The sequence below is a fragment of the Siccibacter colletis genome, from assembly GCF_000696575.1.
Taxonomy (GTDB): domain Bacteria; phylum Pseudomonadota; class Gammaproteobacteria; order Enterobacterales; family Enterobacteriaceae; genus Siccibacter; species Siccibacter colletis.
In genome coordinates, this window is the sequence record NZ_JMSQ01000005.1 from 255,314 (window position 1) to 271,409 (window position 16,096).

Sequence of the window (16,096 nt, forward strand, 5' to 3'; positions counted from 1 at the left end):
CGATTGTTCTTACCACGCGCGTGGCGGTGACGCCGTGGCAGATGAAGGGCTTAGCATTCCAGTCTATTCCTGTTGCAACAATGTTGCCATGCAGAATAATTATCTTTTAAGCCTGACGGTGCGGCAGCCCTGGTTTTCACCGTAATGAGGCACAAATAGCCCTCGACCCGGTTACAGGGTTATGTTGTGATCCTGCTTCAATAAACCGATAATCAGGGTATACTCCTGCGTCTTTATCTGCTTTCGCCACTGATGGAAACGCTCCTGTTAGAGGATGCCAGTAACGCACCATGACACAATACGCTTCCCCTGTTTTACACTCGCTGCTGGATACCGACGCCTATAAATTGCACATGCAGCAGGCGGTTTTTCACCACTATGCCGATGTGCACGTTGCGGCGGAGTTCCGCTGCCGTGGTGATGACCTGTTAGGCATTTATGCTGATGCCATCCGCGAGCAGATTGAGGCGATGCAGCAGCTCGCCCTCAGCGACAGCGAGTACCAGTGGCTCGCCTCCCTGCCCTTCTTCAGACAGGATTATCTCGACTGGCTGCGCGATTTCCGCTACGACGCCTCGCAGGTCACCGTGCGCAACGTCAACGGCAAGCTTGATATCCGCCTTGCCGGCCCGTGGCGGGAAGTGATTATGTGGGAAGTGCCGCTGCTGGCGGTGATAAGCGAACTGGTGCACCACTACCGCTCGCCGGAGGCCACGGTGGAGATGGCGCTGGCGCACCTTGACGCCAAGCTGGATAACTTCGCCCACTTTACTTCTGACGTCGATCTCAGTGCGTTTCGCCTGATGGATTTTGGCACCCGCCGCCGCTTCTCCCGCGACGTGCAGCAGGCCATTGTTGAGCGCCTGCAGCAGGAGCCCTGGTTTGTGGGCACCAGCAACTACGATCTTGCCCGTCGCCTCAACCTGACGCCAATGGGCACCCAGGCCCACGAGTGGTTCCAGGCCCATCAGCAGATCAGCCCCAGCCTGGCGTCAAGCCAGCGTGCGGCCCTGCAGGCGTGGCTGGATGAGTACCCGGACATGCTCGGCATCGCCCTCACCGACTGCATCACAATGGATGCCTTCCTGCGCGACTTCGGGCCGGAATTTGCTACCCGCTATCAGGGGCTGCGCCACGACTCCGGCGACCCGGTGCAGTGGGGCGAAAAAGCCATTGCGCACTATGCGTCGCTCGGTATCGATCCGCTGAGCAAAACCCTGGTGTTTTCCGATAACCTCGATCTGCCGAAGGCAGTCGATCTCTATCGCCACTTTGCCGACCGCGTGAACCTCGGGTTTGGTATCGGCACGCGCCTTACCTGCGATATTCCCGGCGTGAAGCCGCTCAATATCGTGATCAAACTGGTGGAGTGCAACGGCAAACCGGTGGCGAAGCTCTCCGACAGCCCCGGCAAGACCATCTGCCATGATAAAGCCTTTGTGCGCGCCCTGCGCGAGGCCTTCGATTTACCCCAGGTTAAAAAAGCCAGCTGATCCCGGTGGGAGCACGCTGCTCCCGCCCATTCCCCCCTAAAATTTTCTTCCCGTCTGGTATGAATTCTGCTTGTCTGATGGCGCACGCCAGGTAACATAGATAACCCCCCTCCGGGTGGGATAATGAATTTACATTTCACCATTACACAGAGAGAACATTATGAGCGTTGTGCCTGTAGCCGACGTACTCCAGGGCCGCGTAGCCGTTGACAGTGAAGTCACCGTGCGCGGATGGGTACGTACTCGCCGAGATTCAAAAGCTGGCATCTCCTTCCTCGCCGTCTATGACGGTTCCTGCTTTGATCCTGTACAGGCTGTCATCAATAATTCTCTGCCCAATTACAATGATGAAATTCTGCGTCTGACCACCGGCTGCTCGGTGATCGTCACCGGGAAAGTGGTGGAGTCGCCGGGCGAAGGCCAGAGCTTCGAGCTGCAGGCAAGCCACGTAGAAGTGAGCGGCTGGGTTGAAGATCCGGACACCTACCCGATGGCGGCGAAGCGCCACAGCATCGAATACCTGCGTGAAGTTGCGCACCTGCGTCCGCGTACCAACATGATCGGCGCGGTGGCCCGCGTACGTCACACTCTGGCCCAGGCGCTGCACCGTTTCTTCCACGAGCAGGGCTACTTCTGGGTATCCACTCCGCTGATCACCGCGTCTGATACCGAAGGTGCTGGTGAGATGTTCCGCGTCTCCACGCTGGACATGGAAAACCTGCCGCGTAACGACCAGGGCAAAGTGGATTACGATCAGGACTTCTTCGGAAAAGAAGCGTTCCTCACCGTTTCCGGCCAGCTCAACGGCGAAACCTACGCCTGTGCGCTGTCGAAGGTGTACACCTTCGGCCCGACCTTCCGCGCAGAAAACTCCAACACCAGCCGCCACCTGGCGGAGTTCTGGATGCTGGAGCCGGAAGTGGCGTTCGCCAGTCTCAATGACGTCGCCGGCCTCGCCGAAGCGATGCTGAAGTACGTGTTCAAAGCGGTACTGGATGAGCGTATGGACGACATGCAGTTCTTCGCCCAGCGCGTGGATAAAGAAGCCATCGAACGTCTGGAGCGCTTCATTTCCGCTGACTTCGCCCAGGTGGATTACACCGATGCGGTCGCCATCCTTGAGAAGTGCGGTGAGAAATTCGAAAACCCGGTGTACTGGGGTGTCGATCTCTCCTCCGAGCACGAGCGCTATCTGGCTGAAAAACACTTCAAAGCGCCGGTGGTGGTGAAAAACTACCCGAAAGACATTAAAGCGTTCTATATGCGGCTTAACGACGATGGCAAAACCGTGGCGGCGATGGACGTGCTGGCACCGGGTATCGGTGAAATCATCGGCGGCTCGCAGCGTGAAGAGCGTCTTGACGTGCTGGATGCGCGTATGGCCGAGATGGGCCTCAATAAAGAGGACTACTGGTGGTATCGCGATCTGCGTCGCTACGGCACGGTGCCGCACTCCGGCTTCGGTCTTGGCTTCGAGCGTCTTATCGCTTACGTCACCGGCGTGCAGAACGTCCGCGACGTCATCCCGTTCCCGAGAACGCCGCGCAACGCGAGCTTCTGATGATTTAAGGCCAGCCGCGTGCTGGCCTTTTTTTGCACTTAAGACGCCTTGTCAAAAAATCCTGACGCCTGCCCTCTTCCGTTAATCCCTGAAACATCCTTCTGAAATTTTTACGCCAGCTCCCCATTGCAAATTTCTCGCCGGGTTTGACTTAGCACAATTTGGCTAATTTACCCTGGCGGGGTTCTGCAACAAATTTACACTATAAGAAAAACTGCGCGGTGCCCGGCCGGAGCATAAGAAAAGGGGTTATCTGAATTAATTATAAGTAATTCATATATATATAGATGCTTCGCGCGAATAATGACCGGTTACAAGGTGAAATTTGAGGTGGTTCACAAAGTTCCCCAAAATTCATACAATGTTACAGATTATTTCTTTTGGTTACCTGTTTTAGACATTTGTAGCACTTTCATGGTAGCGAAACATGGTTTTGAATGGAAAGATGCCTTTCAGACACAGAAAGACACCAAACTTTCATCAATAGTTCCGTAAACATTTATTGACGGAATTCATTGACGGCAGTGGCAGGTGTTCATAAAAACCAATGAGGGTAATAAATAATGATGAAGCGCAATATTCTGGCAGTGGTTATCCCTGCACTGCTGGCTTCTGGCTGCTGGCACCGTAAACGCCGCTGAAGTTTATAATAAAGACGGCAATAAAATTGATATCTACGGTAAAGCGGTTGGCCTGCACTACTTCTCTGATGATGATGGTTATGCAAGCGATGGCGATAAAACCTATGCTCGTCTTGGCTTCAAAGGCGAAACGCAGATCAACGACCAGCTGACCGGTTACGGCCAGTGGGAATATAACTTCCAGGGCAACCGTTCTGAAGGCGGTAGCGATGCACAGGCTGGTAACAAAACCCGTCTGGCATTTGCTGGTCTGAAATTCGGTGATTTCGGCTCCTTCGACTATGGTCGTAACTACGGTCTGGTTTATGACGCGCTGGGTTACACCGATATGCTGCCAGAATTCGGCGGCGACACTGCTGGCTCTGACCAGTTCTTCGCTGGCCGTCAGGGTGGCCTCGCTACCTACCGCAACTCGAACTTCTTCGGTCTGGTTGACGGCCTGAGCTTCGGCGTGCAGTACCTGGGCAAAAATGAGCGTGCAAGCAGCCTCGCGATTGATGAAGAGACTGGCGACGTTACTAACCTGAGCGATGTTCAGCGTTCTAACGGCGACGGCTGGGCAACCTCTCTCGCTTACGAGATGAACGGCTTCGGTATCGTTGGTGCTTATGGCGCGGCTGACCGCACCAATGCTCAGGAAGCTCTGGCAATGGGTAGCGGCGCGAAAGCTGAGCAGTGGGGCACGTCTATCAAGTATGATGCCAACAACCTGTACCTGGCAGCGACCTACAGCGAAACCCGTAACGCTACCCCAATTTCGCTTTCTGACAGCATCAACGGTTACGCGAACAAAACTAAAGACTACTTCATCGTTGCTCAGTACCAGTTCGATTTCGGTCTGCGCCCGTCTATCTCCTATAACAAGTCTGAAGGTAAAGACATCGACGGTATCGGCAGTGTTGACCTCGTAGAATACTTCGAAGTTGGCGCTACCTACTACTTCAACAAAAACATGTCTACCTATGTTGATTACATCATCAACCAGATCGACAGCGACAACGCCCTGGGCGTAGCGTCTGACGACACCGTTGCAGTGGGTATCGTTTACCAGTTCTAATCACTATCCTTCGATAGTTGATGATAAAAACAGGGCTTCGGCCCTGTTTTTTTACGCCTGAAATTTGAATGATGATGAATCCCGCTCTTTTCATGGCAAACGGTTGGCATTTACGGTGACACCCGTTAACCTGATAGCGGAATTCCCTTCTGCAATCACAATGGAACCTCGTCATGTTTGAGAACATAACTGCCGCTCCGGCCGATCCTATCTTAGGTCTGGCCGATCTGTTTCGTGCCGACGATCGCCCGACCAAAATCAACCTGGGTATTGGGGTTTATAAAGATGAAACCGGTAAAACACCGGTGCTCACCAGCGTAAAAAAAGCAGAACAATATTTGCTGGAAAATGAAACCACCAAAAACTACCTCGGTATCGACGGTATTCCCGAATTTGGCCGCTGCACCCAGGAGCTGCTGTTCGGTAAAGGCAGCGCGCTGATTGATGCGAAACGCGCCCGCACGGCGCAAACCCCTGGCGGTACCGGTGCCCTGCGCGTGGCAGCAGATTTTCTCGCTAAAAACACCGAGGTGAAGCGCGTCTGGGTATCGAACCCAAGCTGGCCGAACCACAAAGGCGTGTTCAACTCTGCCGGTCTGGAAGTGCGCGAGTACGCTTACTACGACGCGGCTAACCATGCGCTGGATTTTGACGGTCTGGTGAGCAGCCTGAACGAAGCCCAGGCGGGCGACGTGGTGCTGTTCCACGGCTGCTGCCACAACCCGACCGGCATCGATCCAACGCTTGAGCAGTGGGAACAGCTGGCGAAGCTGTCTGTGGAGAAAGGCTGGCTGCCGCTGTTCGATTTCGCCTACCAGGGCTTTGCTCGCGGACTGGAAGAGGATGCGGAAGGCCTGCGTGCTTTCGCCGCGCTGCATCAGGAACTGATTGTTGCCAGCTCCTTCTCAAAGAACTTTGGCCTGTACAATGAGCGCGTGGGTGCCTGCACGCTGGTAGCTGCCGATGCTGACGCAGCCGATCGCGCTTTCAGCCAGATGAAGTCCTGCATTCGCGCTAACTACTCTAACCCGCCGGCACACGGCGCCGCGGTAGTCGCGACCATTCTCAGCAATGACGCCCTGCGTACCATCTGGGAACAGGAGCTGAACGATATGCGCCAGCGTATTCAGCGTATGCGTCAGTTGTTCGTCAACACCCTGGCAGAGAAAGGCGCTAACCGCGATTTCAGCTTTATCACGAAGCAGAACGGCATGTTCTCCTTCAGCGGCCTGACCAAAGAGCAGGTGCTGCGTCTGCGTGAGGAGTTTGGCGTGTATGCGGTAGCATCAGGGCGTGTGAACGTGGCGGGGATGACGCCGGACAACATGGCGCCGCTGTGCGAAGCTATCGTTGCCGTGCTGTAATCGCGACAGAAACAATAAGGGCCGCATTATGCGGCCCTTTTTTATGGGGATCACCAGACGGGTTGTTCATCCTGCAGGAACGGATTATGCAGCCGCTCATAGCCCAGGGTGGACATCGGCCCGTGGCCGGGAATAAAGGTGACGTCATCGCCGAGCGGTAACAGCTTACGCTTGATGGCATCGATCAGCTGTCCGTGGTCGCCGCGCGGGAAATCGCTGCGCCCGACGCCACCCTTAAATACCACGTCGCCGGACACCAGCAGACGCGACGCCCGGTCAAAGAACACGATATGGCCTGGCGTATGGCCCGGGCAGTGCAGCACCTCAAGGGTGATGTTACCCAGCGCGACGCTGTCGCCCTCTTCCAGCCAGCGATCCGGCGTCAGCGGCTGGCACTCTTCCAGGCCGAACATGCGGCTCTGGTCGGGCAGCCCCTGCAGCCAGAATTCGTCTTCTTTCTGCGGGCCGATCACCGGAACGTTATAGTGCTGCGCCAGTTCCGCCGCCGCACCGACGTGGTCGAGGTGACCGTGAGTCAGCAGGATCTGCGTGACGGTGACTGGCTTGCCGGCCACTTCCTGTTTGATACGTGCCGCATCACCGCCGGGATCGACCAGCGCCGCCTGCTGTGTCTCTTCACACCAGATAAGCGAGCAGTTCTGGGCGAACGCCGTCACGGGAATAATATGGTAATTCATGCCGCTCCTTTAGCCTGCCTGAGCAGGATACCGTACTTACCAGTGCCGCACGGGCCCGGTATCAATATGCACAAAGTTGCTACGAGGGTAATATCCTACACCACCCGCGCGCATTGATAACGCCGCTTTGCGAATATTGCTTAAAGAGATGCCTTCGATATGGAAATCCATCGCCTGGCCTTTGGTGTGATAGCTATTTTTCGCTACACCGCGGCTGTGCGAACGCAGCTCTTTATTGGTATCAACGGAGCGATAGCCGGAAATCAACTGCACTGGCTTGTGGGTATCCAGCAGGCTTTGCAGACGATAGAGCTGATCGAATAATGAGGTATCAATCGCTTTAATTTTATTAGAACGATAGTCCCTGAAAAAATGATTAAGCTTTGCTAATTCTTCCTGAATATAGCCTTTGCCATCGAAAAACTGGGCTTTAATGGATTCGCCCGTATTCAGATTGCTGAGCGTTAATATACGCGGACGCGGCGTGGAGAGGGTGGCGAATGCGGTTCCCGGCAGCAGAGAAGCTCCCAGAGCAGCGCCGCCCCACGCCAGCAGTTTGCGGCGAGTAGCGTTAAATTGGTCCATAATATTCAGGTCTACTGGTAAGTGAAAACAAGATGCACTTCTGGCGCACGAAAGGCACATTAACTGCCATAACCTGGCGAGTCAAGGCACCGTTCCCCTGATATAAACGAGCCCGGAACGGTCGCCGGGCGCGTTTATCGTCATGGTGTTGACCATTAATACATTAGAAATGCTGCATTTACCTGATGAGTTTTTCCGCTTTTTCGAGGATCTGTGCACCCGATCGCGCCGTGAGATCGTAATTGTAAATATCTGTACGATATTGCGGGCGACCGTCCTCGCCAATAAACGCCGTCAGGTAATACAGGTTTACCGGAATATTTTGTGGAATATTGACGTAGCGCGTATTGCCCTGCTTCAGGGCATCAGAAATGCGCGTGTCATTCCAGCCAGCATCCTGCAACAGCATATTCGCCAGTTCAGAGGCTTTATTCACCCTCACGCAGCCCGAACTCAGCGCGCGCTCATCCTTCTGGAACAGCGTGTGGTTTGGCGTGTCGTGCAGATAGATCGCATCGGAGCTGGGCATGTTGAACTTGTAGCGCCCCAGTGAGTTGTGCGCGCCCGGTGCCTGCTGGAAGCGGAACGGCAGGTTAGATGGCGTAATGGTCGCCCAGTCCACCATCCACGGGTCGATGGTTTCATTGCTGCTCCAGCCCCGCAGCACGGTGTAGTTATGCCGCTCCAGATAGCCGGGGTCATTCCACACCTTCGGCAGAATATCCTTGCGCGCCAGGGTCGGCGGCACATTCCACGGCGGGTTTACCACCACATTATTCAGCGCACTGCTCATCAGCGGCGTTTTACGATCCGGACGCCCGACGATGACCCGCGAGGCCAGCGCCTGGTTACCGTTGAGGTAGTAGACCAGCGAATATTCCGGGATGTTCACCATAATGCCGGTGTTCACTTTGCCCGGCAGCAGGCGCAGACGCTGAATATTGAGCGCCAGCAGCGAGGCGCGCTGGGCCGGGGTGACGTTCAGCCACTGGCGCGTCGAGGCACCGATGACGCCGTCCGCCGACAGCCCCTGCCATTTCTGGAAACGCTTCACTGCCGCGACCAGCTCGCGATCGTATACCCCACGCGCGCCAGAGCGCGCTTTTGCCGGCGCGGTGCGTGGCGTATCGCTCTGGGTGACAATCGCCGCTGACGGGCTCACCACCTCATTATTATGCTGCGGTGCGCTGTCGCCCGGCAGGACGATGTCCGGGGAGCTGTCCATCATGCCGGTGCGCTGCAGTATTTCGCGCAGTGCGCCGATATCATTGCTCGCCTGACCGGGGCGCAGCTTCGCGCTGTCGTTCAGCGTCGGCCACGGGCGGGTGTCCGCCACCAGCGTCAGCAGCGAGGCATGCATCGCGCTGTACTGCGGATGGGACGGAGCCAGCGCGGTAACGAATGCGCTGAGGCTGCCGTTATCCAGGGCGACCTGCCACTGGTTAATCACCGACAGCGGCGGTGTGGTCAGCTTGTAGGGTTTGCTGCTGTAGAGCCAGCGGGTGCCGTTGGTTGCCAGCCCGGAAACGTAGTGCAGATAGCCCAGCATGGCATCTGAGAGCACCAGATCGCGGGACATGCCGCTGACGGCGGGATCGGTGAGCAGCTCCACCCAGCGGGTAAACTGCGGCTGGAAGCCAGCAATCGCCACTTCGGCCAGCTGCTGCTGGAACGCCTGCACCGCGTCGCGGTTTTCCCACATCGGCTTCAGGTCGCGTTCACCGTAGAGCGCCACCAGCGCATTCATGTACACCGGGGTATAACCGGAGGGCAAAAGCGCCGTCAGGCTGGCGCGATGTTGCGCAGCGTCAGCGTCCGACGCACTGCCGGAGAGCGCCACCATTGCCGCAGAGGGGGCCAGCGGCTGAACCAGTACGCCAGGCTGCTCCACGCTCTGCGCAGAGCTGTCCATCGGCACAGCCTCAGGCTCGTCAGCCTGGACGGAAAACAGCGGAGCAACGCCTAACCCCAGACACACGCTCAGTGCCAGCAGTTGGCGACCACGTAAATTCTTTAGCAACATCCCTTGCCCCCTGTTCTTTATTTTTCAACGGCGTCCGCTACGTGCGAACATGATTTCAGTATATAAATTCTGCACATCATTTTCCTTACCTTATGTAAAGAAAGTTAAACCCGCAGCAGGGTTATCGGCGCGCGGCGGTGAAACCTGAAAAACAGGCAAAAAAAAGCGCGGCCAGGCCGCGCTTGTGACTGATGCTGATGGTCAGGAGATCTCTTCCGTCTCGTCCGGCAGCGCCTGAGGTTGCGGCTGCGCTTGTGGCGTAGCGAAACCGCGCAGCCCCACCACGTGCACATGCTCGGTGTTCTGGAACACCTTACGCACCAGTTTGTAGGTAGTGCCTTTCTCAGGGCTGATGTTTTCCGGCGCGGCGATGATCAGCTGCATATCCAGACGCTCGCACAGCTCGAACAGCGTGGCGATAGAGCGGGCATCCAGACGCGCAGCTTCATCGAGGAACAGCAGGCGGCACGGCGAAATGTCCTTGCCGCGCAGACGACGGGATTCGTCTTCCCAGCTCTGCACCACCATCACCAGAATCGACATCCCGGTCCCGATCGCTTCCCCGGTAGAGAGCGCCCCGCTCTCTGCACGCAGCCAGCCGTCGGAGCCACGGTTAACTTCCACTTCCATCTCAAGATAGTTGCGGTAATCCAACAGCTCCTCGCCGATGGTCTGCGGCGTGCGCTGCCCCATGTCCACCTGCGGGTTCAGGCGCTGGTAAAGCTTCGCCAGCGCTTCCGAGAAGGTCAGGCGGTTGCTGTTGAACAGATCCTGATGCTGCTCGTGTTGCTCGGAGAGCACATCCAGCAGCGTGGCGTGGCTTTCACGCACGTTGACGTTCAGCCGCACGCTGTTTACCTGGCCGAAGGAGACGCTCTGCAGCCCCTGGTTGAGCATACGAATACGGTTCTGCTCGCGCTGAATGGTTTTGCGGATGATGTTCGCCACGCTGCGGGAGCTGATCGCCAGCTTCTGCTCGCGGGAAGTCAGCTCTTCGGTCAGGCGGCCCAGTTCGATTTCCATCTGTTCGATGGCTTCCACCGGATCATCGGTGCGGATGATGTCCTGACGGATACGCTCGCGCAGATGTTGATAGACCGCGACGAAGAACTGAATTTTACGCTCCGGCCGTTTCGGATCTTCGGACATGCGCAGCACATCGCGCAGATGCTCATTATCCGCCACCGCCAGGCGCAGCGCGCCGAGCGCCTTATCCGACATCGAGCGCAGCTCATCCCCGGAGAGATACGCCAGCTCGCGACGGTGCAGGCGACGTTCGACGCCGTTATCTTTCACCATGCGCATCACCGCGCACCAGCCCGCTTTCGCGGTGACAACATGCTCGCGGGTTTCGTGATAGTCCCGCTCCAGACGCTTAAGCTTGCGGGTCAGGTTATCCATCTCCGCTTCGCAATAGGTCAGCTGTTTCTCAAGCTGGTTACGACGGCTGCGGTTGCCGGAAAGCCGCGTGTGCAGCTCGTCGCGGCGCAGACGGGCGCGCTCTTCTGCCCCGCTGTCGGCGCGCACGCCGATATCCTGCAGCTCTTTATGCAGATCGTTGAGCAGCTCTTTTTTGGTGTCGAACGAACTTTTCAGCGACGCCAGCACCTGGTTGTACTGTCCAAGCTGGCTGCTGTGGGTACGCAGCGCTTCACGGGCGCGGGCGCGCTCGGCCTCGGCCTGCTCCAGACGCTGACGCAGTTTTTCGTTGAGATCGCTGTTACCGCTCAGCATTTCCGCCGAATCGGTGTAGCTGAAGTGCGCCCGACGCTGTACCACTTCACTCAGGGCGAAGGACTGCTGGCGTGCCTCGCGCTGGGTCGCCCGCGCCTGCTCGTAATCCTCTTTCAGCTGTTCATACTGCTCCGGGTCGCTCTGCAGCACCGACACCACCGGCTCCAGCTTCGCCAGCTGATTGCCGTATTGCTGGATGAAGCGCGCGGCTTCCTGCGCCTCATCGAGACGTTCCTGAATCTCTTCAACCCGGTCAGCCAGCGTCTCGTCAGTCAACAGGCTAAGACGCGGCAACAGGCGGTTGAGTTGTCCGACCGCTTCTTTTGCCTGATCGTACTGGGTGCGCTGCTGCTGATTGTCGTTTTCATGATTGCTGATGGCGCGCTCAACTTCGCCGCGGCGGGTGTTCAGCGTGCGGATCTCCATCTCCGGGTCGGCATCAAAGGCTACCGCCAGATGGCTGCCGATGAAGCGGCTGAACGCCTGATGAAGGCGCTGGGTTTTTTGCACGTCAAACGACAGCGTGGCGTAGCGTTCAGAGAGCGCTTCGCGTTCGCTGTGCAGGATCTCAATACGGCTCTCCCGCGCCGCGCGGCCAAACAGCGGCACCGCCGGGAAGCGCGAGTAGCGCCACTGACGGTCGGCAACCTTCACCACCACCGCTTTTTCCAGCTCATCGGCGGCGAAAACGCTGTCATCAAAGGACTGCGGGTCCCCTTCAATGAGATAGAGATCTTCCGGGCACTCATCGAGGCCGTCGAGCAGATCGCGCACCCGGGACAGGTCCGGCACGACGATGGCGTGACGAGACGGGCCGTAAAGTGCGGAGAAGTACGGCGCATCTTCAAAGCTGACGTCGTCGTAGATTTCCGACAGCAGCACGCCGCCGAAACGTTCCGCCAGCGCGTTCAGGCGCTGATCTTCTGCGCCGCCCGGCTGGCTCAGGCGTTCGATTTCCTCATCTACCGCACGCTTGCTGGCACCGACTTCATCACGCTCAACGATGGCTTCGCGCTCGCGCTCCAGCAGCTGCTGCAGATACTCGGTCACCTCCTGGGAGGATTCGAAGGTTTCGCCGCTCTGCTCGCTCAGCTGGGTCAGGCTGCTCTGCGCGGCCAGCCAGACCGGGGCGCGCTGGGTCAGCGTTTTGATGCTGGCCTGCAGCTGCTCCAGCTCCTGGCGCAGCGCCACGCGCTGTTCACCGGCCTGAGAGACGCTGTCAGAGAGCGCGGCGATGCGCTCTTCGTACTCCTGGTGCAATGCTTCCAGCTCATCGGGATCGACGTTTTTGCCCTGTCGCTTGCAAAACTCAGCCAGCATGCGCTCGGCTTCCTGCTGCTCGCGCAGGCGCTGTTCCAGCTCGTTAAGACGTCCGCGCAGCGACGCCACCTGCTCCGCCTGGTGACGCTGGTTGCTGGCATCGCGCAGCAGATCCCGCGCCACGTCCCAGGCCTCGCTGCGGCTCACCGGTCCGTTAATGGCGGCGACCAGCTGATACGCCTGTTCAAACTGGCTGTGCGCGGTCTGGGCCACGCTCATCTTCTGCTCAAGCGACAGCAGGCGTTCGGTGGCCTCCTGCTCTTTCGCCTGGAAGGTGTCGAGCCATTCTTCTGCGCTGTCCGCCGTCAGATCCGGGAGATGGCACAGCTCGCGGGCGCGCGTCAGCGCCTGAATCGCCTGCTGATACTGAATGGCGCGCGTCTGCTGCACGTCGAGCGCCTGCTGGTAGTCGGCCAGCTGGTTTTTCAGCTCGTCCACTTCCAGTTCGGCGGCTTCGGCGCGCGCTTCGTTTTCATGCTGAAGTTCAGCGGCTTCGGCCACCACTTCATTTTGCTCTTCGAGGCGGATCTGCAGCTCATCAAGATCCGCTTCGTAGCGCTCAATTTTTTCCTGCTGGCGGATGGCGGTCTGCACCAGGTTGAGGTGATCGCTGGCGGCCTGATAGTCGGTCTCCAGATCCCCTTCCGCTCCGGCGTGCTCGCTCAGCTCACGCGCCATATCGACATGCTTGTACTGCTCGGCAGCCAACTGCTGGCGGCTGGTAAACAGCTCGCGCCGATACTCCAGCGCTTTATCAAGATGAATGCGCCGCTCGTTGGCATGGCGCATGTAGTCCGCCGCCACGTAGTTGGTGGCTTCGGAAATAAGATGCTTGAAAAGATCGCGGTCGGACTGGGTGACGCGGATCGCTTCCAGCGTCATGCGGTTTTCGCGCAGCGCCGCTTCCATATCCTGGAACGCTTTACGCACGCCGCTGTTTTCCGGCAGCAGGTAGTCGCGCAGCGAGCGGGTGATGGCGCTGGAGATCCCGCCGTACAACGAGGCCTCAATCAGGCGATAGTACTTGCTACGGTCCGAAGCGGTACGCAGGCGACGCGCCACCACGCCGAGATCGAACATCAGCGAGTGGTAGTCGGTGATGGAGTTGAACTGTTTGAACTGCACCCCTTCCATCGCGTCGAGCTTGTCTTTCAACTCCTGCAGCGACAGCACGCGCGCCTGGCGCTCGTTCAGCGTTTCGGTCAGCAGCTCAGTCGGCTGGATCGCCGTTGGCAGTCCCTGAATGGCGAAGGGTTTGATGTCGACTTTACGATCGCGCCCGGCGACCTGCTGCAGACGCACGCCGACCACCACGCGCTGATGGCGGGAGTTGACGACGTCCAGCACCGAATAACAGACGCCCGCTTTCAGCTTACCGTGCAGCCCTTTATCACGCGACCCGCTGGTAGCGCCCGCTTCCGTGGTGTTACGGAAGTGCAGCAGCGTCAGATCCGGGATCAGGGCCGTCACGAACGCCGCCATGGTCGTGGATTTCCCCGCCCCGTTACCGCCGGAAAGCGTGGTGACCAGCGCATCGAGATCGAAGGTACGAGCGAAGAAGCCGTTCCAGTTAACCAGCGTCAGGGAACGGAATTTACCGCGTTCAATCATTGTCTTCCTCCGCGTTTTCCGCCTGTTGTTCATCGCTCTCATCATTGAGCTGCAGATGGTTTTCTACCGGCATCGCTTCGCCATCGCGGATCATGCGCAGCTGCGCTTCCCGGGCGTCATCCCCGGCGCGCACGTCAGCACCGAAGCGGAACACCGACTCGGTGATGCGGAATTTGCTGCTGTCATGCCCCATAAACCAGATCATGCCCAGACGGCGCAGGCGCGTCAGCGATGAGCGCACTTTTTCCTGCAGCTTCTGGCGATCGAGATCCGAGCCGGTGGAGCGGTTATTGACCAGCTTCAGCAGCTTGTTCTCGTCGGCCAGGGTGAGCAGTTCGTCGTACAGCTCCTGCTGGGTGAAAATACCTTCGTTGGCCAGACGCTCCGGGCTGAGATAGAGGTAGCACAGGATTTTGCCGACCATCATGTCGAGCTCAGAAAGCACCGAGCGCGGGATAAGCGTGGTGGAGCGCGGACGCAGGTAGAAGAACCCTTCCGGCGCGCGGATCAGCTCCACGTTGTACCGGGCATAAAACTCTTCCAGGTACTCCTGGAAATCCATCAAAAAGGCGTGGTTGTCCAGCTCGTCGAGGCCGATATGGCGTCCGGCGCGCAGCTGGCTGTCGAGCGCCGGAAATAACGGATTCGCCAGCGCCTGTGCCAGTTTTACCGGCATCGCTTGTTCAATATTTGTCAATGACATGCGCCTGTACCTTGGCTCCGTAATCATTAATGGTCTGCCATTTTGCCGGCAGGCCAGAGAAATCTGCTTCTGCCACCCCGAGGCGCACGGCCTGGTCGATGACAATACGCGCGAGGTCGAAGTGACGCGCCCGCGGATGCTGCGCCAGATAGTCACGCATCACCACGCTGAGATCCAGCGGCCGTTTCTCGGTTTTGAAGATCGCCAGCTGCGCTTCGATCATCGCCGCCAGCTGTTCGCGGATCTCGTTAAATTCTTCATATTCCAGGTCCGGCGGGAGTTCGCCGGTAACTTCGTCATCGCGCAGCGTCATCTCTTCGTCGCGCATATCGAGCAGGCGCTCGGCGCTGGCGTAGGTGAGCGTCCAGGGTGCGTCGAAGTAAGTCTGTACCGACTGGCGCAGGCGCTGGGCGAAGACGCGGTTTTTATCCATATCGATAGCGGTACGGATAAATTTGTGCACGTGGCGGTCGTAACCGATCCACAGGTCGATGGCCTGCTGGCCCCAGCTGACAATGCGGTCGAGTTTACTCTGCAGATCGAACACCAGACGATCGACCAGATCGAGATCGTGACGTCCTAACGTCGCGTCCTGAATCTGCAACAGGTTGGTCTGCAGCTTATCGCCGGCAGCATCCAGGGTGTCCTGCAGCTCGCGCAGCGTGCCGGAGGTTTCCGAGAGCAGCAGTTCACAGCTGGAGATCGCCGCGCGCCAGTCCTTGTTAAGCAGCTGCGCAATATCATCTTTGACCTGCTGCTGCTGCTCGTCCATCACGCGCTGGGTGAGATCGATGCTGTCGAAAATCTCTGCCACGGAGTACTTCAGCGGCGCAAACACATTGCGGTGCCAGTGGAACTCATCCCCGCCTTCGACGGCCGCATCAGCGGCGCGTTTCAGCTCGCTTGCCACAATGGAAAGCTGCATCGACAGGCGCAGGGTGGAAAATTCGCGCTGGCGAATGTAGTAGTCGGTGATGCCGATCCCAAGCGGCGTCAGACGGTAAATAGCGTTGCCTTCAGCCTGTTCGCTGGTAAAGCGGTTGAGCAGACGCTGGCGCACCATGTCATTGATGGCATTGTTGGCACGCACGCCAATCGTCTCGCTGGTCTGCTCAAAAGCCTCACTGACGTGTCGGAACGCGTCAATCAGCACGCCTTCGCTCATCTCGCCGTCCATGCGCTCGCCGTTCAGGGTGGCGATAGCAAGCAGAAAAGCCAGTCTGTCGACCGGCAGCGAGATGGAAAAATCATTTTTTCTGGCCCAGGCAACCAGTTCGGGGACTGTCTGGGAAAAATCACTCATATC

9 protein-coding genes and 1 pseudogene are annotated in these 16,096 nt (G+C 57.9%); 4 read left to right on the plus strand and 6 right to left on the minus strand.

Annotated elements, in window-relative coordinates; translation table 11 throughout:
- The first annotated feature begins 290 nt into the window (after positions 1–290).
- From pncB to ET34_RS0105560, 4 genes and pseudogenes are all read left to right on the plus strand, one after another.
- Entirely contained in the window at positions 291–1,493 is a 1,203-nt protein-coding gene (gene pncB, locus ET34_RS0105545) for a nicotinate phosphoribosyltransferase (protein ID WP_031520173.1), read from the plus strand.
- 160 nt (positions 1,494–1,653) lie between these two features.
- Positions 1,654–3,054: an asparagine--tRNA ligase gene (gene asnS / locus ET34_RS0105550; RefSeq protein WP_031520175.1), complete on the plus strand. Its 1,401-nt coding sequence runs from the start codon at positions 1,654–1,656 to the stop codon at positions 3,052–3,054.
- 563 nt (positions 3,055–3,617) lie between these two features.
- A pseudogene (gene ompF, locus ET34_RS20865) lies at positions 3,618–4,752 on the plus strand (porin OmpF).
- Positions 4,753–4,925: 173 nt separating this feature from the next.
- Entirely contained in the window at positions 4,926–6,116 is a 1,191-nt protein-coding gene (locus ET34_RS0105560) for an amino acid aminotransferase (RefSeq protein WP_031520177.1), read from the plus strand.
- Positions 6,117–6,166: 50 nt separating this feature from the next.
- Here the strand turns inward: ET34_RS0105560 and ET34_RS0105565 are convergent, their stop codons facing one another.
- From ET34_RS0105565 to mukF, 6 genes are all read right to left on the minus strand, one after another.
- Complete coding sequence (locus ET34_RS0105565; RefSeq protein ID WP_031520178.1) at positions 6,167–6,814, minus strand: MBL fold metallo-hydrolase; 648 nt, start codon at positions 6,812–6,814, stop codon at positions 6,167–6,169.
- 36 nt (positions 6,815–6,850) lie between these two features.
- A complete protein-coding gene (locus tag ET34_RS0105570) occupies positions 6,851–7,399 on the minus strand; it encodes a YcbK family protein (protein WP_031520180.1) in 549 nt (182 codons plus the stop codon).
- Between the two features lie 178 nt (positions 7,400–7,577).
- Entirely contained in the window at positions 7,578–9,422 is a 1,845-nt protein-coding gene (ldtD, locus tag ET34_RS0105575) for a L,D-transpeptidase (protein WP_031520182.1), read from the minus strand.
- A gap of 201 nt (positions 9,423–9,623) precedes the next feature.
- Positions 9,624–14,087, minus strand: coding sequence for a chromosome partition protein MukB (gene mukB / locus ET34_RS0105580; protein WP_031520184.1), 4,464 nt, complete (start codon positions 14,085–14,087; stop codon positions 9,624–9,626).
- Positions 14,080–14,790 (minus strand): chromosome partition protein MukE, encoded by a 711-nt coding sequence (gene mukE, locus ET34_RS0105585; RefSeq protein ID WP_072001971.1) that lies wholly within the window; start codon positions 14,788–14,790, stop codon positions 14,080–14,082. Before mukE ends, mukB begins: the two co-directional genes overlap by 8 nt.
- Positions 14,771–16,093, minus strand: coding sequence for a chromosome partition protein MukF (gene mukF / locus ET34_RS0105590; protein WP_031520187.1), 1,323 nt, complete (start codon positions 16,091–16,093; stop codon positions 14,771–14,773). The genes mukE and mukF overlap by 20 nt, the downstream gene beginning before the upstream one ends.
- Between the last annotated feature and the right edge of the window lie 3 nt (positions 16,094–16,096).

Excerpts from the sequence above, each read along its gene's own strand:
- pncB (WP_031520173.1), top strand. The coding sequence starts at position 291 with ATGACACAATACGCTTCCCCTGTTTTACACTCGCTGCTGGATACCGAC.
- asnS (WP_031520175.1), top strand. The coding sequence starts at position 1,654 with ATGAGCGTTGTGCCTGTAGCCGACGTACTCCAGGGCCGCGTAGCCGTT.
- ET34_RS0105560 (WP_031520177.1), top strand. The coding sequence starts at position 4,926 with ATGTTTGAGAACATAACTGCCGCTCCGGCCGATCCTATCTTAGGTCTG.
- ET34_RS0105565 (WP_031520178.1), bottom strand. The coding sequence starts at position 6,814 with ATGAATTACCATATTATTCCCGTGACGGCGTTCGCCCAGAACTGCTCG.
- ET34_RS0105570 (WP_031520180.1), bottom strand. The coding sequence starts at position 7,399 with ATGGACCAATTTAACGCTACTCGCCGCAAACTGCTGGCGTGGGGCGGC.
- ldtD (WP_031520182.1), bottom strand. The coding sequence starts at position 9,422 with ATGTTGCTAAAGAATTTACGTGGTCGCCAACTGCTGGCACTGAGCGTG.
- mukB (WP_031520184.1), bottom strand. The coding sequence starts at position 14,087 with ATGATTGAACGCGGTAAATTCCGTTCCCTGACGCTGGTTAACTGGAAC.
- mukE (WP_072001971.1), bottom strand. The coding sequence starts at position 14,790 with ATGTCATTGACAAATATTGAACAAGCGATGCCGGTAAAACTGGCACAG.
- mukF (WP_031520187.1), bottom strand. The coding sequence starts at position 16,093 with ATGAGTGATTTTTCCCAGACAGTCCCCGAACTGGTTGCCTGGGCCAGA.